Genomic DNA, 20,571 nt, shown 5'->3' on the forward strand with positions numbered 1-20,571 from the left:
ACATCGTCGCGGCGGGCCTTCGTCATGGAAGGCGGGAGGAAGGGCGGCTGGGCGCGAGCCTGGAGGACCGGAGGGATGAGCCCGCCGCTCCAGGCGACGGAGCCCTTCCCATGACCGCCGCGCAGACACCGCCTCAGACCGCCAGCCTCTCGCTCTTCAGCGCACCACGCCCGTGCGACCGCGCCGCCAACCTCATGGCCGCAGCCCGGGTGCTCGCCACCCACCTGGCCCGGTCCCGCCCGCTGCACCGCAAACTGGTCTCCAGCGTCATGACCACCGGCTTCGGCGGGTCGGACGCCGAGGGCTTGTGGAACTGGCGGGACGCCTATGAGGCCATCGAGGCGGCGACCGTTTTGCAGATCCGCCGGCTGGCGCCCCAGGTGTCGCGGCTCGAGGACGCGCCGGCCGCCATCGCCGTCCTTCTGGCGACGGTCGGCGCCCTGGGTCTGACCCACAGCCGACGCAGCGAAGATCAGATCGCGCTGGACCAGTTCTCCACGCCGCCGGAACTGGCGGCGCTCGTGGTGCTGGCCGGTCAGGTTCGCCCGGGTGACCAAGTGCTGGAGCCTTCGGCGGGCACCGGGCTGATCGCTATCGTGGCCGAGGCCTGCGGCGGAGTTCTGACGCTGAACGAACTGGCCGAGGGTCGCGCCGTCCTGCTCGACGGCCTCTTCGTTTCGGCGACGCGGTCACGTCTTGATGGACGACGCGTCCAGAACCTGTTGCCGGGCGCGGGCGGGTTCGACGTCGCGGTCTGCAATCCGCCCTTCACCGATCTGGAGGCGCATCTGACCGGGGCCTTCTCGGCCCTGGCCGATGGCGGGCGCCTGGCCGCCGTCGTGCCGATCACCGCCCTCATCGACGAGGGTCTGATGCGTCGGTTGAGCGCCAGGGGGCGTGTCGTCGCCCGGATCGGCTTTCCGCCACGCGCCTTCTCCAGGCACGGCACCAGCGTGGAGACCGGGTTGCTGGTTCTGGACCGGCTCGAGGGCGGCGCCGCGGTCGCTGCGCTCGCGAACGGTGAAGATCTCGCCGCCTGTGCCGCCCTGGCCTCGGCTGTGCCCGAGCGCGTCAAGGCGAGGCCGAGGGTTCGCCTCGAACTCGGGGCGCAGACCTTGCTGGCGCCCCGGGACCGGTCACTCGCCCTGCCGTCCGGGCGTCTCGGCTTCCTCGCGGGAGCGTCCCCCATCACCTATCAGACCCTCGCCTGGACGGGCGAGGGCCGCGATGTCGGCCTCTACCAGGCGCACCGGCTGGCGCGGATCGCCCTGACGGCGCAGACGCCCCACCCGTCAGCCCTGGTCGAGTCCGGTCCGATGGCCTCGGTCGCCCCGCCCGCCCCGTCATACCGGCCGGTCCTTCCGGCGGCGGTGCGTCTCGACGGCCGGATCTCCGACGCCCAGCTGGAGACGGTCATCTACGCCGGCGAGGCTCACGCCGGCATGCTGCCCGCCTGGTGGACGCCGGGAGAGTCGGCTCGTCAGCTCAGGTTGTCGCGGGAGGAGGATGAGGGTTCCGTCCAGCTCCGGCGCGGCTTCTTCCTTGGCGACGGCACCGGCTGCGGCAAGGGCCGGGAGATCGCCGCCGTCATCGCCGACAACATGGCCCAGGGGCGGACCAAGGCCCTGTGGTTGTCGAAGAACGACTCCCTGCTGGACGACGCCCGGCGCGATTGGGCCGCCATCGGCGGCGGGGCCCACGACATCGTGCCGCTCAACAGCTGGAAGTTGGGAGATGGCGTGCGGCTGGATCGCGGGATTGTCTTCACCACCTACGCCACCCTGCGTCAGCCTGCGCGCGGCCAGAAGATGTCGCGGCTCGACCAGATCGTCGCCTGGCTGGGCGAGGATTTCGACGGGGTCATCGCCTTCGACGAGGCCCACGCCATGGCCAACGCCGCGGGGGGCGGCAAGGGGGCGCGGGGAACGAAGAAGGCCTCCCTGCAGGGGATGGCCGGCCTGGCGCTTCAGAACCGGCTGCCGAACGCCCGGGTGCTCTATGTCTCGGCGACCGGCGCCACCACCGCGGAGAATCTGGCTTACGCGGCCCGTCTGGGTCTTTGGGGCGGGCCGGAGGCGCCCTTCGTCACCCGCGACGACTTCCTCGACGCCATGGACAAGGGCGGGGTCGCCGCCATGGAGCTCGTCGCGCGCGAGCTCAAGGCGCTCGGCCTCTATGTGGCGCGGTCGTTGTCGTTCGAGGGCGTCGAGTACGAGCCGCTCTTCCACGCCCTGACCGAGGACGACATCAGCATCTGGGACGCCTGGGCCGACGCCTTCCAGCTGATCCACGCCAATCTGGGCGAGGCGCTGAAAGCGACCGGCTTCAATGATGAGGAAGGCAAGGCCAAGAGCGGCCTGGCCGCCTCAGCCGTCCATTCCGCGTTTGAAGGCGCCAAGCTGCGCTTCTTCGGCCACCTCCTCGCGGGATTGAAGGCGCCGACGCTTGCGGCGTCGATCCGGGCGGACCTGACCGAAGGGCGTTCCGCCGTGATCCAGATCGTTTCGACGAACGAGGCGGTGATGGAGCGAAGACTGGCGTCCATCCCGCCGGAGGAATGGAACAACCTCTCCATTGACCTGACGCCGCGCGAATATGTCCTCGACTATCTGCGCGAGGCTTTCCCGGTGAATCTCATGGAGGCGATCGAGGGTGACGACGGCTCGGTGACGCTGGTCCCGGTCATGGTCGACGGCCGGCCCGCCGTGAGCCAGGAGGCGTTGCGCCGGCGCGAAGACCTGATCGAGAAGATGGCGCTCCTGCCCGCCGTGCCCGGCGTTCTGGACGCCCTTCTGGACACCTTCGGAACAGAGGCGGTCGCAGAGATCACGGGACGGTCGCGTCGCGTCGTCGCGCGCGACGGACGCCGGCTCGTCGAGCGCCGCGGCGCCTCGGCCGCGCGGTCGGAGACCGACGCCTTCATGTCCGGCCGCAAGCGTATCCTGGTCTTCTCGGACGCAGGCGGCACAGGACGCAGCTACCACTCCGACCTCTCGGCGCCGAACCAGCAGCGCCGCTCGCACTACCTGGTCGAACCGGGCTGGCGGGCGGATGCCGCCATCCAGGGTCTGGGGCGCAGTCATCGCACCCATCAGGCCTGTCCGCCGCTGTTCCGCCCGGTCACCACCGACATCCACGGCGAGAAGCGGTTCACCTCGACCATCGCTCGACGGCTGGATTCGCTGGGAGCCCTGACGCGCGGCGAACGCCGAACGGCCGGGGCCGGTCTGTTCCGGGCCGAGGACAATCTGGAAAGCCCGTGGGCGCGACGCGCCTTGCTCGTCTTCTATGGCGCGCTCGGCTTTGGCGAGCTGTCGTCCATGACGCTGGAGGACTTCGAGACCAGGACCGGCCTGAAGCTGCGCGACGCCGACGGGGGGCTCAAGCTCTCCGACGACCTGCCGCCGATCCACACCTTCCTGAACCGGCTGCTGGCGTTGCGCATCGCCGACCAGAACGCCCTGTTCGCCGACTTCGACGGCATCCTTTCAGGCATTCTCGAAAGGGCCGCCGCCTCGGCCGACCTGGACCGCGGGCTGGAGGACATCGAGGCTGAGGAGTTGGCCGTGGTGGAGGAGGAGACCATCCGGACCGACGTCTCGACCGGGGCGGAAACCGCACTCGTCACCTTCGAACTCAAGGTGCGGCGTGAACTCGTCAGCTCGGACGCGGCGTTGGCAGGCGCTGAAGGCTCGGCCTTCCGCCTGGTCGTCAACGACCGTTCCGGCCGCGCCGCCCTGGCCGAGTTCGGGTTGACCACCACGACCGATGACGACCGGCTTGTTCCGGCGGTGCGCCTCTTGCGGCCTGACCAGCATCAGGTCACGCCGGAGAAGACGTTCGAGGAGTCGGCCTGGGCCCAGACCGATGAGGCGGCGTGGCGGGCGGTCTGGGACGCCGAAGTCGCCGCGACCGATCCGTGGCGGACGCGCCGCCTGACCCTGGCGACCGGCCTTCTGTTGCCAATCTGGGGAAGGCTGCCGTCCAAGGGCTGTTCGGTTCGCCGCGTACGCGCGCCGGACGGTCGGCGTTGGCTGGGCCGCGTGCTGGACGAGGTTCAGGCCGCCAGCCTGAAGACGGCGCTGGGCCTGACCGAGGTCGGCGACGCCTGGGCCGATGGCGGGCGCACCGCTGCGGCCGTACTCGACCGCAATGTCCAGCTCGCCCTTTCGGGCGGCCTGTGGCTCAAGCGATCGCGGGTCATGGACCGCTGGCGGCTGGAAGTGGTCGGGGGCCGCACCGACCGTGACGCCCTGGTCTCGCTCGGCTGCTTCGTCGAGATCATCGCCTATGCCCCACGGGTCTTCGTTCCGGTGGACCGGCCCGATGTCGTGGAGGGGGTGCTGCGCCGCCATCCGGTCCAGTCGATCCTGGAGGGTGCCGCAGCCTAGCGAAACAGCGACTTACGCTTGCCGGCTCACTGCGGGTCGCCGGGCGCGATACCGACAAGTCCGGCGACTGGAATCAACAGCGGCAGCGCGCCGACGATTACCAAATGGGAAGAGCGACACCGTCCCGCGAAACCCAGACCGGCTGCGGCCTGGCGGTCTGCGCTGCAGTCTCAAGGCCGTGCCGCTTCGGCCACTCCGGGGTGATCGTGATGACGCGGACCGAACTGCAACTGATCTCGCGTCAGAACAAGAAGGCCGAACCCCAAGAGACATACAGTCGCCATGGCGGCGGTCATGACCCGTCCAGCCTGCCCCTTCCGCCCGAGACGATAGGTCATGATCGCCAGGAGCGACATGAGAACGCCGAAGGACACGAACACCGGGATGCGGTAGGTCGCCGCCAGCGGTACGGCGAGACAGACGACGATCGCGCCGGCGACGAGGCTCGCGCCAATCGCGATCAGTGTGTCCTGCACCGGCCGGAACGGCTCTGGCCTCCCGTATAGCTTGGACCGGCCGCGCCCCTTGTAGCGCCCTGGACGCCATCGAGGAGCCTTGCTCCGGATCGGGGATCGCTTGCCCCCCATGGCTTCAGCCCTGCGCGTCCGCCGGGCGAGCCGCGCGGTTGGCCAGCCACACCCGCATACGGACAATTTCAGCTTCCTGAGTCCGAATGATCTCCTCCGCGAGGCCCTTGACCTCGGGATCCGAACCTTGGTCGAGCGCAATCCTTGCCATGGCGACCGCCCCCTCGTGGTGGGCGATCATCCCGCGCATGAAGTCGACATCGGCGTCGCCGCTGTAGTCGATGTTCATAGCGGCGTGCATCCGCTCGTTCGCCTCCTTGTAGGAACGGGTGGCGGGATTATCCGAGGCGGCATCGCCGTGCCCGGCATGCTGGTCGATCGGGCGTGCATCGACTGCCGTCGGCTCCGGCGCCGGGCGACCCTGCCGCGAGAGCATCCCGAAGCCGAAGACCGAGATCAGGAGAAAGGCGGCGATGACGCCAACCCAGCCGAGACGTTTCATTGGACTATCCTTTGCTTTCCTGAAGGCGGGTCATTCGACGCCGCGCGGACCGCGCCACGCCAGAAGGCGAAGCGCGTTGAAGACGACCAGCAGGGTGGAACCCTCGTGGAGGGCGACGGCAGGGCCGATGCCGAGACCGAGGATCGTCGCCGGGACGAGGAACGCCACGACCCCGAGGCTGACGAACAGGTTCTGGCGGATGATGCGGCGGGTTTGACGGCTGAGACCCACGGTGAAGGGCAACTTCGACAAATCATCCGCCATCAAGGCTACGTCGGCGGTCTCCAGGGCGACGTCCGATCCCGCCGCACCCATGGCGACGCCGACCGTCGCGGTGGCCATCGCCGGAGCATCGTTGACGCCATCGCCGACCATGGCGACCTTGGTCTCCGCCCGGAGTTTCTTGATGGCGTCGACCTTGTCCTCCGGCATCAGGTCGCCCCACGCCTCGGTCAGCCCGACCTGACCGGCCACCGCCTGGGCCGCCTTCTGGTGGTCGCCCGAGATCATGATCATGCGGCGAATGCCGAGCGCGCGGAGCGCGGTAAGGGTCTCGCGCGCCTTGGCCCGAGGCGTGTCGAGAAGGCCGATGACCCCGAGATCCTTTGTCCCGCGGCGAACCACCATGAGCGTCCGTCCCTGGTTTCGAAGGCCCGCGACGGCGATCTCGGTGTCCGGTGCGAGCGGAGCGATGGCGTCCGAACCGAACATCTCCGGTTTGCCGATCCAAACATCCTGGTCGTCCAGGCGTGCCGTGACGCCCTTGCCAGTCAGGCTACGCAAATCCGTTGCGGTTCGAACGGGGGCGGCGACCAACCGCTGGCTTCCGTCGCGGACGATCGCTTCCGCCAAGGGGTGATCGCTGAGCCGTTCGACCGCGACAGCAATCTCCAGGAGCTCGCTCTCTGTCGTCTGGCCGAACGGAACGACATCGGTGATCCGCGGCCGCCCCTCGGTCAGCGTCCCGGTCTTGTCAAACGCGATGGCGTCGAGCGCTCCCAGGTTTTCGAGCGGCGCGCCACCCTTGACGAGAACCCCGGCGCGGGCCGCCCGGGCGACCCCGGACAACACCGCGCTCGGCGTGGCGATCGCGAGAGCGCACGGACTGGCGGCCACCAGCACGGCCATCGCCCGATAGAAGCTGTCGCGGAACGGCTCGTCGACGACAACCCATGCAAACAGGAGGACGAAGGCCAGACCGAGCACGAGGGGCACGAAGACGCGCTCGAAGCGATCGGTGAAGCGCTGGGTCGGCGACTTTTGGGTCTCGGCCTCACTCACCATCCGGACGACCTTGGCCAAGGTGGTGTCGTTGGATCGACGCGTCGTTTCGATCTCGATGGCGCCGCCGCCGTTAATGGTGCCGGCGAAGACCACCGACGCCGCCGAGACATTCGCCGGCTTGGCGCGGGCCTCCTCGGGGTTCAGGACAGGCTGCTTGTCCACCGGAATGCTCTCCCCTGTCACGGGAGCCTGGTTCACGCTGGATGTTCCCTTCACGACGAAGCCGTCGGCCGGGAGACGCTCGTTCGGCCGGACGACGACGAGGTCGCCGACTTCCAGCTCTTCGACCGGAAGTTCGACGACGGCCTCTCCTCGCCGCACATGAGCGGTGCGCGGGGCCAAGGCGGCCAGAGCCTCGATCGCCTTCTTGGCGCGACCCATCGCGAAGTGTTCGAGGGCGTGCCCGAGGCTGAACAGGAACAGTAGCAGCGCCCCTTCCGCCCAGGCTCCGAGCGCCGCGGCGCCGGCTGCGGCCACCAGCATCAGGGTGTCGATCTCGAAACGCTTGCGCCGCAGATTCCCGACAGCCTCGCCGACCGTGAACCAGCCGCCCAAGGCATAGGCGATCAGGAAAAGGCCGAAGGGCAGCCATCCCGGCACGCCCGGAATGAATTTCTCGATCAGCCAACCAATCGTGAGCGCGACACCGCTGCCGACCGCGAAAATGAGCTCCGTGTTGGGTCCGAGGAAGCCGCCATGACCATGGTCGTGCCCGTCGCCTTCGGAATGTCCGTGGTCATGGCCATCGCCATCGAAGTGGCCATGGCCGTGACCGTCATCGGGCGTATGACTGGCCTCGTCATCGGATGGCGCAGTCGGCTGCGCATCAGGGCGCTTTGCAGTGGCTGAAGCAGCGTCCTCCGTCGCTCCGACCAGTGCGAGGCCGTGGCTCGCAAGGCGATCGACAAGCGTCTCACGGTTCGTGATCTGCCGGTCGAACTCCAGGCGCAGAGCGCCAGCCGGATCCAGCACCGCCTCGATCACGCCGGCTTCTTCGCCGAGCGCGGCCGCGAGCGTGCGGGCGTGCCGGGCGTGGCGGACACCCTCCACTCGCCCGACGAGATGCCCGAAACGCTCACTGACCTCGGCTCCGGCCTGACGCGCACGGCGACGGACCTGAGCCAGCGACAGCTGGTCGGGGTCGTAATGGATGCAAAGCTCTGGGCCTCCCTCGCCTTCGGCGACATGCGCCTCAGAGACGCCGGGTTCGGCCCGCAACAGCGCGATCAGCCGTCCAACGCAGCCGTCCTGCACATCGGGCGCATGAGGCAGGAGGACGGGAATGTTGAGGCGGAGGGTCTTGGGCATGATCGGGCTCCTCAGGAGACATCACGGGTAGGGATCGAGCGGTCAGGCACGAACATCCCGGCGCGCTGGGCGACGGCTCCAGCGACGAAGGCGGCGATCGCCAAAGCCGCACTCAGGAGGATGACCAGTCGCTTGCGGTTCATCTCGACCTCACGGTAGGGCGATGAGAGCGTCGAGCCAGCCGAGGTTCTGGAGGTGCTCCAGTCCCTCGAACACGGGCAACGCCAGAAGGAAGACAAGGCCGTCGCGGACAGTCCGGAGGAAGAAGGCCGGCCGGACGGACAGTTCCGCCTCATCACGCCAGAGGCGCAGGTTCGGAACGAAGCGGGGGGTGCGCACGACGTAGCTGCGGTAGGTGTCGCCGAAGGCCGACGTCAGGAAGCTTTCCTCTCGGCTCGCGACGATGCGGAACACGATCCAGCAGGCGACGGCGAAGGTGGCGCCGACGGTCAGGCTGCCCGTCTGTGCGCCGATCCCGAATGCGCCGATGAAGCTGAAAACATAAAGCGGGTTTCGACACAGCGAATAAGGCCCGCTGGTGACGATCTCCTGCTTCTTTCGGCCGCCGATGTAGAGCGAGCACCAGGCGCGCCCCAAGACGCAAACCATGATGGCGATCAGCCCGAGATGTTCGACGGGATGCTCGAGCTGTGGCTGGGCCTTCACGAGAGCGGTCCAGGCCAGCAGGGCGAACAACCCGGCGGCGATGAAGAGTTTGCGCCAGCGCTGGACGGAGGCGATGTCGATCAACGGCGGGCTCATGTCACCGAGCTCTCCGCGTCGCGTCGCGCAAGGCGCGCATCGCGTAGAATGTCGAAGCCGCCCTTGGCGGCTATGGCGGCGACCAGCACCCCCACCAGCAGGTCGGGCCACGACTGGTCCAACCACATCACCAGGCCGCCTGCGACGAGGATGCCGCCGTTCGAGGCGAAATCGTTCAGGCTGAATGTCTCGGCCGCCTTCATGTTGACGTCGCTGCTCTGCTGACGACGGATCAACAGCAGGCAGATCAGATTGATAACCGCCGCTACGACAGCGAGCACCATCATGGTCGGTCCGACCGGCTCGGTTCCCGTCAGCGTCCGGCGCAGGGCGTCGAGCAGGACGAGGACCGAGAAGATCAGCAGCATCACGCCGGAGACCTGAGCCGCCCGCGTCTTCCAGATCAGCGCGCGCCCGACGGCGAGGAAGCTGATCAGATAGACGGCCGCGTCGGAGCCGTTGTCGACGGCGTTCGCGAGCAGAGCGCTGGAGTCGGCGGCGAGGCCGCCGACTCCCAGGCCCACGAACAGCAGAGCGTTCAGGAACAGCACCACCAGGAGGGTGCGGCGCTGGACCTGCTCTGTTTCGTGGGCCCCGCTCATTCCTCGATCCCTTCCGCCTTCCGGTGTTTCACGGCCTTGGCCGCGAAGGTCGGAAGGACAAGGAGCGTCAGCGCGGTGGCCGTGAGCAGGCCTCCGATGACCACGGTGGCCAGCGGCTTCTGCACTTCGGCGCCGGCGCCGTGAGCGAATGCCATCGGGATAAACCCGACGATGGCGACGAGAGCCGTCGTCAGGACGGCGCGAAGCCGGCTTGTCGCGCCTTCGATGGCGGCAAGACGCGGCGCCGCTCCGCCCGTGAGACGCTCCCGAATGGCCTGCATCAGCACGAGACCGTTCAAGGTCGCGACGCCGGACACGGCGATGAAGCCGACCGCTGCGGAAACCGAGAACGGCATCCCCCTGAGGACAAGCGCCAGGGCGCCGCCGACCAGAGCCAACGGAACGCACGCGAACACCAGGCCCGCCTCGGCGAAGGATCCCAGAGCCATGAAAAGCAAGACCCCGATCAGGATGAAGACGATCGGAATGACCAGCCCCAGACGCTGTTCGGCCCGCTTCAGGTTCTCGAACTGGCCACCCCAGGTCAGGGAGTAGCCGGTCGGAAGATCGACGTCGGCCTCCACCTTGGCCTGGGCCTCGGTGACGAAGCCGCCCAGGTCGCGCCCGCGAACGTTGGCCTGCACCACCATCCGCCGGCTGCCGTCATTGCGGCTGATCTGGTTCTGTCCTTCCGCGACCTGAATCCGGGCGACGGAGGAGAGCGGCACGGTCACGCCTGTGGCGGTCGTTACCGGCAGAGCCGCAAGGGCCGCCGGATCATTCCGTGCATCATCCGCGAGACGGACGACGACGCTGAAGCGACGATCGCCTTCGAAGATTTGCCCGGCCTCGGCGCCGCCGACCGCGGCCGAAACCGCCTCGGAGACATCGGCGGCCGACAAGCCGTAGTTGGCGGCCGCGAAACGATCCACGCTGACGGTCAGGGTGGGCAGCCCGGACGCCTGTTCGACGCGAACGTCGGCAGATCCGGGCGTTGCGCGCAGGGCGGCGGCGACCCGGTCCGCAGTGGCCTGCAGCTGGGTGAAGTCGTCGCCATAGACCATCACGGCGAGGTCGGTCCGAACCCCCGAGATCAGCTCGTTGAAGCGCAGCTCGATGGGCTGGCTGAACTCGAAGCTGTTGCCGAGTTGTCCGGCGGCGAGCTCTTCGAACCGTTCGATCAGCTCCTCTTTCGGAAGGTTCGGATCGGGCCACTCCTTGCGGTCTTTCAGGACGATGACCGCGTCCGAAATGTTCGGCGGCATCGGGTCCACCGCCGCCTCCGCCGTCCCGGTCCGGGCGAAGACAGTCTTCACCTCGGGCTGGGCCTTGATGACGCGTTCGAGGGCCATCTGCATCGCCAGCGATTGTTCCAGCGAGGCGGACGGCACGCGCAACGCCTGCATGGCGATATCGCCTTCATCCAGGGTCGGAATGAACTCCCGCCCCAAAGAACTGAAGGCGATGCCGCCAATGACGAGGGCGCCGAGCGCGGACGCCAGGACGACTTTGGGCCGGTCGACGGCGGCGCGGATCGCCGGTTCGATCCAGCGCCGCGCGTATCGGAGGATGAAGGTCTCGTGCTCGTGGGCGTGGCCGTGCTCATCGACCTCGACCTTCTTCGGATCCCGGACCAGCAGGGCCGTCATCGCCGGCACGAAGGTGAAGGAGAAGATGAAGGCGCCGACGAGGGCCAGCATCACCGTTGCGCCCATGGGGATGAAGGTCTTGCCCTCCACGCCCTCAAGCATCAGCAGCGGCGTGAAGACCAGGAGGATGATCAGCTGGCCAAAAGCAGCCGGTTTGACCATCTGACGCGCCGCGGCTCCAGCAACCTCGAGCCGCTCCCGGCGTGTCAGCATTCGACCGGCTTCGGCCCGCCGCTGGCTGAGCATCAGCAGGGTATTCTCGACCACCACGACCGCGCCGTCGACCAGAAGGCCGAAGTCCAGCGCGCCGAGGCTCATCAGGTTTCCGCTGATGCCAAAGCGGTTCATGCCGATGACCGCGAACAGGAAGCTGATCGGGATCATCAGGGCGGTGATCGAGGCCGCACGGATGTTGCCGAGCAGCAGGAACAGCACCACGATCACCAGCAGAGCGCCTTCGATCAGGTTCTTGGCGACGGTTGAGATGGTCTTGTTGACCAGCGAGCTGCGGTTCAGGACCGGTTCGGCGACAACGCTCGGCGGCAGGCTCGCGGAAACCTCCTCGAGACGTTCGGCTGCGGCTTGGGCCACCGTCCGGCTGTTGCCGCCGGCCAGCATCAGCGCCGTACCAACCACGGCCTCGTGGCCGTCGCGGCTGGCGCCGCCGAGACGCGGCGCCTGGCCAATCTCGACGGTGGCGACGTCGGCGACCCGGACGACCAGTCCGTTGCGGTTGACGACGGGGGCCTGGGCGAGATCCGGGATGGTCTGCGCCAAGGCGTCGGTCCGCACGGTCAAGGCTTCGCCGGACCGCTGGACATAGCCAGCGCCAGCCTGGGTGTTAGCCCGTTCCAGCGCGACGACGAGATCGTTCAGGCTCAGACCGTAACCCGCCAGACGCGCGGCGTCGGGTCGGACCGCATACTCCTTCACATAGCCGCCGTTCACATCAACGCCGGCCAGTCCCTTCGCGGTCCGCATGCGCGGGGCGATGATCCAGTCCTGAACCGTGCGGAGATAGGTTGCGCGGGCCTGGGGCGTGGTCAGGAGTTCGCCTTCGGGCGTCAGATAGGCGCCGCCCGCCTGCCAGCCGGGCTCACCCGGTTTGGCGAGGTTGGCGCTGTTGAACGGCTTGAAGTCGACCGTCCACATCAGCACCTCGCCCAGTCCCGTGGTGATGGGCGCAAGCGCCGGCTCCACGCCTTCGGGCAACCGTTCGCGCGCCTGGGCCATCCGTTCGGCCACCTGCTGGCGGGCGAAGTAGATGTCCGTGTTGTCGGAGAAGATGACCGTGACCTGGCTGAAGCCGTTTCGGCTCAGCGACCGCGTGGTCTGGATGCCAGGAATACCCGCCATCGCGGTTTCGAGCGGATAGGTGACCTGACGTTCCATCTGCTCGGGCGCGAGCGCTGGCGCGATGGTGTTGATCTGAACCTGCCGGTTGGTGATGTCCGGCACGGCGTCGATGGGTAGCTGCGTCAGGTTGTAGAGGCCGAAGGCGGCGACGATCGCCGTCGCCAGGACCACGAACCATCGGAAGCGGACCGAGGCTTCGATAAGTGCTTTGAACATGACGCCCCCTAGTGCCCGTGCTCGGCTTCGCCCTTGGCCATTTCGGCCTTGAGCAGGAAGGCGTTGGCGGACGCCACGCGTTCAGATCCGGTGAGCCCGCGCAGGATCTCGGTGCGGCCCGCGGCCTGGCGGCCTGCGAGCACTTGCACGGCTTGGAAGCCGCCCTCGACCTGCACGAAGACCACGGTGTTTCCATCGACGGTCTGGACCGCCTCGGTGGGCACGGTCATCCCGCCAGTCGCCTCGCCGGTCACGATGGCGCCAGTGACGGCCGAACCGGCTGGCGGCAGAGACGCGCCAGAGGGTCGGGCCCGGATCACGGTCGCGCCGCTTTCGCTGAGACCGGCGTCGGCGGCGACGCCGGTGACGACGGCGTCGAACTCGCCGTTCGGCCCGGTCACGCGCATTGGCGCACCGGCACGCACATTGGCCGCAAGGGCAGGCGGTGCGTTGAAGACCATCTCGACACGAGCAGGATTGCTGACTTCCGCCACCACGCCGCCCTGGGCGACGAACCCGCCCGGACCGACCTGGACGCTGCTGACCACGCCCGAGATCGGACTGGTCACGCTGAGCCTGCCCGAAGCGTTCGGAGAGCCAGCGGCCGCCGAGCGGGCGCGAGCGGCGCGGGTCGCCGCCTCGGCGCTCAGGAACTGGGCGCGTGACGCTTCGACCTCCTGCCGCGCGACGATGCCCTGATCCGCCAGACTGCGATTTCGCTCATAGGCCTGGCGCGCCGCTTCAGCGGATGCCCCGGCCGCGTCGGCGTCCGCGCGGAAGGTCGCCGCCTCGCCGCTGACAAGGCTCACAAGCGGCTGACCGGCGCGGACCGACTGACCCGGCGCGACGAGAACGCGCTCGACGCGACCTCCGACGGCAGCGCCCACGGCAGCGCGAGAATCGACCATCGGCTCTACGCGGCCGGCGAGCCGGGTCTCCCCTCCTCCTCCGCCGCCGACGCCGACGACCGTGATGCCCGCTGCCTGGATCTCTGCTGTGGTGAGTTCAATCCGACCTTCGGTCTCTGCCCCGGCGGCCTCCCCCTCGGCGTGTCCCCCCTCTTCCTCGGCATGGCCGGCTTCGCCTTCGGCGGCAGCCGGCGCGGCGGGTTCGGAGGACCGGGTGGCCAACCAGAGGCCGCCGCCTCCGAGAATGACCAGGGCGGCGACGCCGCCGATCAGCAGGGTCTTGTTCGATGTGCGCTTGCGCATCACTGGGCTCCTTCGAAGGGGGCGCGGCCATCAAGGCGCGCGAGATCGATCTCGGCTCGGACGCGCGCGAGACGCGCGTCGACCGCTGCAGACCGGGCGTTGACGAGGGCGGTGCGGGTCACCCGCAGTTCGACCTGGGAAATGCGGCCGGACTCAAAGCCGATGCGGGACAGGCGATAGGCTTCCTCTGCGGCGGTGACGCCGCCGTCAGCAGCGTTGACGCGACTGACCGAGGCCGAAAGGCGAGCGACCGCGGCAGCGCGGTCCGCCTGGGCTTCCTGCCGCGCACTCATCAGCCGGGCGTCGGCAGCGCGAAACTCGGCTTGCGCCGCTTCGATGTTTCCCCGGTTCCGGTCGAACAACGGCAGCGGCATGCTGACGCCGAAAGTCAGCGCCGTCGCATCTTCCGCCTCGAAGCGGCGGATGCCGATACTGGCGTTGATGTCGGGGCGGGCCTGAACCCGTTGAACATCGATGCGTCGTTCGGCGGCGGACCGTTGGGCTTCGGCGACGCGGACCGTCGGCGCATCCTCGATCACGGATCCGATCGTCGTCGGCGCCTCGTCGAGAAGGCTGTCTTCGATCTGCGTGACCGGAACCGGGATCATGGCGACAGCCGTGAGACGGGCATAGGCCGCGTCGCGTTCCGCGACAGCTTCATCCCGCGTCGCGCGCGCCGAGGCAGCCTCGGCCTCCCCCTGAATGCCGCGGAGGAGAGGTTCGCGACCTTCCTCCACGAGGGTCAGGGCCGCGCGGGCATCCGCGACGGTCAGCGTGAGGGTTTCTTCCGCGAGCGTGGCTCGCCTCTGCGCGGCCTCCGCTTCGGCATAGATCAGGGCCAGGCGGCCTGCGGCGTCGATGACCGCAAGGTCTCGTTGAAGGCCCACTGCGCCGGCCTCGGCGCGAGCGGCGGCGATGCGCGTCGAACGACGTCCCCACAGCTCGAGATCCTGACTGATCGCCAGGGTCATGTCCGCGTTGTTCAGACCCGAATAGGGGCCTGAGCCATAGGCGTTCTCGACATCGAAGCCGAGGACAGGGTTGGGACGCACCCGTGCCTGACGGACACGGGCTTCCGCTGCGTCGTAGTTGGCGCCCGCCTCAAGGGTCGCAGGCGCATTCCCGAGTTGAGCGAGGAGTTGGGCATAGGTCGGAGCTGGGTCAGCCCATACGGGACTGGCCAGGGTCGCCGCGATCGCAGCGAGGGCGCAGCCGACCGCGTAACGCGGCCGCCTGCGAGATGTGGGAGACATGATTCATTTCCAGAGTTTCTGAGGACGAAGAGGCGCGCTAAGGCGCAGGTCTTCGGTCAGACTCTGGGAGGACGCTTCAGGCCGTCAGGCGTGATGGACGCCCGGAAGTCATCCTGTCGGCCGCTTTGCAGAGGAGGCTCGCCGAACGACGGAGCAAAGGCGTCCACGGCAGGACCGCGCGCCGTTGAGGTGTGGTGGCAGTGGCCGTGCGAGCAGATCCCGTGACCGCCGCTCTTGCCGCTGTGGTCGCCCTCGCTTTGATCATGATCGACGACCGCGTGAGCCGCAGGCGGTTCCGGCAGACAGGTCGCGGCGTCGACGGCGGGCGCAAAGAAGAAGGCGGCGAAGACAAGAGTCATCGCCACGATCAGCTTCGCCCATGTCGTCATCGACCAGGTCATCGCGCGCTGCATACTTTCGTTCTCGAAGTTAGGCAATGCGTTACAAAGTCCGAGCAGCGGCGTGGGCTGCGCGGCTCTCCGCCCTAGCCTGCACCAAGATCGAAATGGCGGACTGGAGGAAGACGCCGCCCAGCAGAAGGCCCGCCAGCAAGTCCGGCCACCGGGATCCAGTCAGCCAGACCAGCCCGCCGGCCGCGGCGACGCCCAGGCTGTGGATCAGATCGTTCCGTGTGCAAAGCCAGACGGAGCGCACGTTGGCGTCACCGTCACGGAAACGCACGAGCAGCAGGGCGGCGATTAGATTCGCGGCGAAGCCGACCAGTCCCAGACCGGTGATGACGACGCCTTCGGGCGGCTGCCCCGTGACCGCTCTCCAGACGGCGTAGCCGAGAATGCTCACGGCCATGACGAGGAGGCTTGCGCTTTTGAAGACTGCGGCACCGGACCGCACCCGCACGGACTTGCCGATGGCCCAGAGGCTGACGGCGTAGGTGGCGCTGTCGGCCAGGAAGTCCATCGCATTGGCGGCGAGAGCCGCCGATCCCTGCATGAGACCGCCCGCGGCGACCGCGAAGAACCCACCCAGATTAAGGGCGATGACGGCCATCAGCACGCGCCGATAGGCGGGCGAGGCCCCGTCGAACCGGACCTGATGGCCGCAGCAGCCTCGGGCCGGGGCGCAGGATTCTGTCGGAGCGGGCGTCGTCATGCACCCTTCATGCATCCTCTAGCCACTAGAGGATCAAGCCCTATATTTCGAGCATGGCCAGAGACCCATCCCCTCCCCCGCTCCGGACGATCGGGCGCCTTTCGGCCGAGACCGGCGTGAAGGTTCCGACGATCCGGTTCTACGAGAAGATCGGACTGCTGGAGGAGCCGCCCCGCACCGCGAGCGACCGACGCCTTTACGACGGCGCTGCGACGCGGCGGCTCGCCTTCATTCGCCACGCGCGGCAGCTGGGGTTCGAGATCGACGACATCCGCGCCCTGCTGGCGCTGTCCGACGAACCCGACCAGCCCTGCACGGAGGTCAACCGGATCGCCGAACGCCAGCTTGCGGCGGTTGAGACTCGCATCGCCGGGCTTCAGGCGCTGCACGCCGAACTCACCCGTATTCAGGCGGCGAGTTGCTCAGGTGGGCGGATTTCCGACTGCCGAGTGATTGAGGCGCTTGGAAACCATGCGCACTGTGACGGTCTCCACGCATGACGACGGCCCTTCGCGTTCCGTCACTCCAAACAACCTTGGCCGTATCGGTCAGGTGAACGACCCGGCGGAGCACCAGTGGTTCCGAAAGTCGAGCGTACTCTTCGTCGCGGTTGCCGGCCGCCACGAGCGGCCAGTCCGGGTGGATATCCCAGGCGAGGGTGAGAACGCACATGCCCCAGCATCGCGCGAAAGCGGATCGATAGCGACAGTCCAGGCGGTCACGCCCGGGGCGAAAGCGCCCGGCCGGGAGCTGAGGAGGAAGGGAGGTCTCGGGCGAAGCGGGATTGGGGAGATCGGCTCCCCGGCGGCTTCGCATCAACAGGAGACTGATATGCAGACCATGGTGTTCACGGGCCGCCTCGCGGCCGACCCCCAGATCAGCGACGACTTCGGCAAGGCGGTCTTCCGCCTGCTCGAACAGCGCGGGACCGACAATGCCGGCAAGGCCCGGCTGGTCGGCGTCAACTGCGTCAGCTGGTCGAAGGGCCTCAACGAGAAGGTCATCGCGCGCGGGCTGGCGCAAGGGTGCGAGGCCGTCGTGATCGGCGCCTTCATCGACACCGCCTACACCGCCCGCGACGGGTCGGAGCGGACGGCCAAGGAGCTGGTGATCAATCGGCTCACCGTCCTCGACTGGGCGGAAGACCGCCAGGCCGATGCGAGCGCAGACGCGGCGGACGACCGCGCCGCCGCCTGATCCTCAACCGCTCATCCTGATTTCAAGGAGACTGACCATGCAAACCCTGACCCTCGAAGGCTACCTGGCCGCAGACCCTTCCATCCTGTCGGCGCAAGGCTCCGGCAAGAAGCGCGCGAGCTTCCGCGTGGTGGAAACCACCCGCTTCCGGCGCGCCAACGGTGAACCCGGCGAGCGGACCACCGGCTTCAACTGTATCTGCTTCAACGAGGCGACGGCTGAAAACTACATCCAGCCCTATGCCCGAAAGGGCAGCCGCGTCGTGATCCAGGGCCATGTCGAAAACGACACCTGGACCGGCAAGGACGGGGTGGAGCACTACGACCTTCGCCTCGTCGTCAGCGACATCCGGTTGAAGAACCGGCGCGTCGTCGGCGAACCGTCCGAAGACCGCTCCGGCGTCGCCGATCGCGGCGTCGAGGCGGGCGGCGGCTACGATCTCAACGACGACATCCCGTTCTGATCCGAAGGGGAGATTTGAAGGGCCCGGGCGCGCTGCGCCTCGGGCCCTTCTTCGTGCTGGCGACGGAAAGGCCGGAGGAAGGGCGCGGTCGGACGAGCCATCGGGGCTCGCCGAAGGAGACCGCCATGTCCGCATGGACCCAAGCCCGTATCAATCTGCTGAAGCGCCTGTGGCCCGAAGGGCGGAGCGCCGAGACCATCGCCCTGGAACTCGGCGGCGGCCTCACCCGCAACGCCGTCCTCGGCAAGGTCGCTCGCCTCGGCCTCTCGGAGGGGCGCACAGGCGCCCGGACTCGTCGCGAGGCGGCGCATCACGTGGCGCCCGAGCCGCCGCCCGATGGCGTTGCGACCATTCTGTCGGTGAGGCGGATGGATTGCCGTTGGCCGTATGGCGAACCGGGCGACGCCGCCTTCAGCCTCTGCGGTCGTCCGTCTGAACGCGGCGCCTTCTGCGCCGCCCATGCAGCGATCGCCTATCGGCCCACACCGCTGTCGGTGGAGGGCCTTATGCGCCTCGCGGGCGTGGCGCCTTGAGGACGGCTCGCTCGCCTGGGGATGCGCCGCCGGCCCGCCGGCGTCGAGGGACGAGAAGATCGACGCCTTCTCGTCCGTATCGGCGCGACGGCGCCGAATGGAGTCGTCGTCGCGAAGGGCGACGACGACTTGCCCCCACACAACGCCCTCCGACTTTGTCACGGCACCCCGGAAGTCAACGGCTGCGCCGTTCCCCTCCACGGAGGGCAAGCGGCCCTCCGCTCCGGTGACTGCCGAGGACCCCGCCGTGGCCAAAGCCGGGGTCGTTGCGCATGGGGCGCTTCGACAGTCTCTTTTCAAAGGAATGGTTCGATGACCCACTTCAACACCGCCTTCTCCGCCTCTTCGAAGACCGACTCCGCCTTCGACGACCTGACCGCGTCCTTGGGGGATGCGCGTCCGCACCCCACCGAGGACGCCCTGATCCAGCTGGGGCGCGCGCTCATGACCGAGCTCGTGGACGTGATCTCCGACACCGCTCTGGAGGACTATCAGACGATCCTCGGCGAAGCGCTTATCGGCGCCTTCCACTCGGCCGCGGGACGGATTGAACGGGACGCCGACCGCGCCCGTGACGCGATGCGCGCCCTGGATCGGGATTTCGACGGATCGGAAGCGGCCGATGTCGAACTTCAGGACGCAACGGCGAAAGCGAGATCCGGAGATGCGGCGACGCAGGCCTGCGAACTGATCCGGGATGCGGCCTCCGAAACCTGGACGATCGCGACCGGGGAGGTCTGGACCGCCTGGCGGGGATCACGGCGCGGCACCCATCTGACGGCGGCGCAGCTGGAGGCGAAACAGGCGATCCGGGCGATCCGGAATCGTCGGTCCGGAGAGGCCGATCCGGGCGGTCCGGTCGTCGCCTTCCGGGGCGCGCCGATGGCGGACACGGCCGAGGACGCCGGGCGGATCTTCGACGCCCTCAACTGGGCTAAGGGGGAGTGGCCGGACATGGCTCTGGCGACGACCGGGGCGAAAGGCTCCGAGAAGCTGGCGATCAAATGGGCCCAGCAGAAGGGGGTGAAGCTGATCCTCGCCCGGGCGGATTTCGACAGGAACGGAAAGGCGGCTCCCTTCCGGGCGAACGACGAGTTGATCGCGCTGGAGCCGGAGGTCTGCCTGACCCTGGTCCATTCGCTGGCCGGGGTGCGGGAGGATCAGCGGCCGTTCGGACCGGCGCTCAACCTCGGCCAGAAGGCGATGGAGAACGGGCTGCGGCACGTGCCCATCAAGGCCCGGGCCGCCTGAGACATCACGATCTGGATCAATGACCCGCTCGGCTTCGGCCGGGCGGGATTTTTCTTGTCATCCGGCGGACCCGAAGCGGTCTGAACGCCGGGGTCGCCTGGGTCTTGCCGAGGTTTGATCGGCTGTGTTCACTGTTGGAGAGGCTGGTTGGAAATCGTCAGATTGAGGGCTTAGGGCAAGATAAAAGAGGGGTTTTGGCCTTCTGTTTTCCTGAGCCCGGGCAGACACTTGCGAGGATTGCGGAGACCGACGTCGACTTGCGCTGAGTTGACGCCTGATTCCGCGACGACGACAGGCCGGAGCCCCGATCATGCAGGTCCGAACCGCCATTGAGGTACGCCTCGCCCAAGCGTCAAAGGATGACGTCTCGACCTTGAAAGTGCGCCTTCCGCAGAGGTTGAAGTCGGACAAGACCAGCGTCCGGATCGCCATGTTCCAGAGGCTCGCGGCCTCGCGCCTGTTCGCCTACGGGGACCGCGCCGGGTGTCTGCGCGCGGCCCAGAACCGCTCGGGTCGTCCCTTCCGTCTCGACGTCCGGCAGCGCGTCACGGTCAAGGCGCTGGTGTCCCGGCACATGGGCAAGGGGTTCGCCCGGGGCGCGGCGCTCGCCGCCCATATCGCCTATCTCGGCCGCATGGGCGCGGGCGAGGACGGCGAGCGCGCGGCCTTTTTCGGACCGGTGCGTGAGAGGGTCGATCCGACCGGCGCCACGGAGTGCTGGGCGAAGGACAGGCACCATTTTCGCTTCATCATTTCACCCGAGCACGGCGATCGGATTTCGGACCTCCAGGGCTTCGCCAGGGAGGTCATGTCGAGGGTCGCCGACGACTGATCTGCTCCCCGAAAACTGGATCACCGGACGTTAGAGTTTTTCGCTGAGATTTCCCTGGCTGGGAAGGAGCGAAAACCATGAAGGCATCGGCTTTCTCGGACGCCCAAAAGGCGTTCATTCTGAA

19 protein-coding genes are annotated in these 20,571 nt (G+C 68.0%); 7 read left to right on the top strand and 12 right to left on the bottom strand.

Annotation, left to right across the window (positions count from 1 at the left end):
* Positions 1-110: 110 nt before the first annotated feature.
* Positions 111-4,391 (top strand): strawberry notch-like NTP hydrolase domain-containing protein, encoded by a 4,281-nt coding sequence (locus tag WC585_RS13815; protein ID WP_035307822.1) that lies wholly within the window; start codon positions 111-113, stop codon positions 4,389-4,391.
* 170 nt (positions 4,392-4,561) lie between these two features.
* Here WC585_RS13815 and WC585_RS13820 read toward each other — a convergent pair whose 3' ends face one another.
* The 11 genes from WC585_RS13820 to WC585_RS13870 all read right to left on the bottom strand — a co-directional run bounded on the left by WC585_RS13820 (position 4,562) and on the right by WC585_RS13870 (position 16,171).
* Complete coding sequence (locus tag WC585_RS13820; protein ID WP_035307824.1) at positions 4,562-4,867, bottom strand: hypothetical protein; 306 nt, start codon at positions 4,865-4,867, stop codon at positions 4,562-4,564.
* 115 nt (positions 4,868-4,982) lie between these two features.
* Complete coding sequence (locus WC585_RS13825) at positions 4,983-5,420, bottom strand: DUF305 domain-containing protein (protein WP_035307825.1); 438 nt, start codon at positions 5,418-5,420, stop codon at positions 4,983-4,985.
* A 30-nt stretch (positions 5,421-5,450) separates the two neighbouring features.
* Positions 5,451-8,012 carry a heavy metal translocating P-type ATPase gene (locus WC585_RS13830; RefSeq protein WP_035307827.1) on the bottom strand — a complete coding sequence of 854 codons (2,562 nt, stop codon included), beginning with the start codon at positions 8,010-8,012 and terminating at the stop codon, positions 5,451-5,453.
* Between the two features lie 11 nt (positions 8,013-8,023).
* Complete coding sequence (locus WC585_RS13835) at positions 8,024-8,155, bottom strand: hypothetical protein (protein WP_255347087.1); 132 nt, start codon at positions 8,153-8,155, stop codon at positions 8,024-8,026.
* Positions 8,156-8,162: 7 nt separating this feature from the next.
* Positions 8,163-8,762: an isoprenylcysteine carboxylmethyltransferase family protein gene (locus WC585_RS13840; protein WP_224764254.1), complete on the bottom strand. Its 600-nt coding sequence runs from the start codon at positions 8,760-8,762 to the stop codon at positions 8,163-8,165.
* Positions 8,763-8,770: 8 nt separating this feature from the next.
* Positions 8,771-9,376 (bottom strand): cation transporter, encoded by a 606-nt coding sequence (locus WC585_RS13845; protein WP_035307831.1) that lies wholly within the window; start codon positions 9,374-9,376, stop codon positions 8,771-8,773.
* Positions 9,373-12,597, bottom strand: coding sequence for an efflux RND transporter permease subunit (locus tag WC585_RS13850; protein WP_035307833.1), 3,225 nt, complete (start codon positions 12,595-12,597; stop codon positions 9,373-9,375). Before WC585_RS13850 ends, WC585_RS13845 begins: the two co-directional genes overlap by 4 nt.
* Before the next feature lie 8 nt (positions 12,598-12,605).
* Positions 12,606-13,808: an efflux RND transporter periplasmic adaptor subunit gene (locus WC585_RS13855; protein WP_035307835.1), complete on the bottom strand. Its 1,203-nt coding sequence runs from the start codon at positions 13,806-13,808 to the stop codon at positions 12,606-12,608.
* The gene (locus tag WC585_RS13860; RefSeq protein WP_035307836.1) at positions 13,808-15,061 is read right to left on the bottom strand and encodes a TolC family protein; all 1,254 of its coding nucleotides are present in this window, start codon (positions 15,059-15,061) and stop codon (positions 13,808-13,810) included. Before WC585_RS13860 ends, WC585_RS13855 begins: the two co-directional genes overlap by 1 nt.
* A 56-nt stretch (positions 15,062-15,117) precedes the next feature.
* The gene (locus WC585_RS13865) at positions 15,118-15,474 is read right to left on the bottom strand and encodes a hypothetical protein (protein WP_197019742.1); all 357 of its coding nucleotides are present in this window, start codon (positions 15,472-15,474) and stop codon (positions 15,118-15,120) included.
* 28 nt (positions 15,475-15,502) lie between these two features.
* Positions 15,503-16,171: a cation transporter gene (locus tag WC585_RS13870; RefSeq protein WP_119412790.1), complete on the bottom strand. Its 669-nt coding sequence runs from the start codon at positions 16,169-16,171 to the stop codon at positions 15,503-15,505.
* A gap of 53 nt (positions 16,172-16,224) precedes the next feature.
* On the opposite strand from WC585_RS13870, the gene WC585_RS13875 reads away from it, so the two are divergent.
* Entirely contained in the window at positions 16,225-16,671 is a 447-nt protein-coding gene (locus WC585_RS13875; RefSeq protein ID WP_035307839.1) for a helix-turn-helix domain-containing protein, read from the top strand.
* On the opposite strand, the gene WC585_RS13880 is transcribed toward WC585_RS13875, so the two are convergent.
* Complete coding sequence (locus WC585_RS13880) at positions 16,568-16,987, bottom strand: NRDE family protein (protein WP_368664386.1); 420 nt, start codon at positions 16,985-16,987, stop codon at positions 16,568-16,570. The genes WC585_RS13875 and WC585_RS13880 overlap by 104 nt on opposite strands.
* Positions 16,988-17,002: 15 nt before the next feature.
* Between WC585_RS13880 and WC585_RS13885 the strand changes: the two genes are divergently transcribed.
* The 5 genes from WC585_RS13885 to WC585_RS13905 all read left to right on the top strand — a co-directional run bounded on the left by WC585_RS13885 (position 17,003) and on the right by WC585_RS13905 (position 20,447).
* Positions 17,003-17,368 carry a hypothetical protein gene (locus WC585_RS13885; protein WP_035307841.1) on the top strand — a complete coding sequence of 122 codons (366 nt, stop codon included), beginning with the start codon at positions 17,003-17,005 and terminating at the stop codon, positions 17,366-17,368.
* A 37-nt stretch (positions 17,369-17,405) separates the two neighbouring features.
* Positions 17,406-17,831 carry a single-stranded DNA-binding protein gene (locus WC585_RS13890; protein WP_035307844.1) on the top strand — a complete coding sequence of 142 codons (426 nt, stop codon included), beginning with the start codon at positions 17,406-17,408 and terminating at the stop codon, positions 17,829-17,831.
* A 125-nt stretch (positions 17,832-17,956) separates the two neighbouring features.
* Positions 17,957-18,364: a GcrA family cell cycle regulator gene (locus WC585_RS13895; RefSeq protein ID WP_066555132.1), complete on the top strand. Its 408-nt coding sequence runs from the start codon at positions 17,957-17,959 to the stop codon at positions 18,362-18,364.
* A 312-nt stretch (positions 18,365-18,676) separates the two neighbouring features.
* Complete coding sequence (locus tag WC585_RS13900) at positions 18,677-19,615, top strand: DUF2493 domain-containing protein (protein ID WP_035307847.1); 939 nt, start codon at positions 18,677-18,679, stop codon at positions 19,613-19,615.
* A 310-nt stretch (positions 19,616-19,925) separates the two neighbouring features.
* Positions 19,926-20,447, top strand: a complete 522-nt coding sequence (locus WC585_RS13905) for a hypothetical protein (RefSeq protein WP_373258520.1) — start codon at positions 19,926-19,928, stop codon at positions 20,445-20,447.
* Positions 20,448-20,571: the final 124 nt, after the last annotated feature.

The sequence above is a fragment of the Brevundimonas sp. genome (assembly GCF_041648055.1).
Classification (GTDB): domain Bacteria; phylum Pseudomonadota; class Alphaproteobacteria; order Caulobacterales; family Caulobacteraceae; genus Brevundimonas.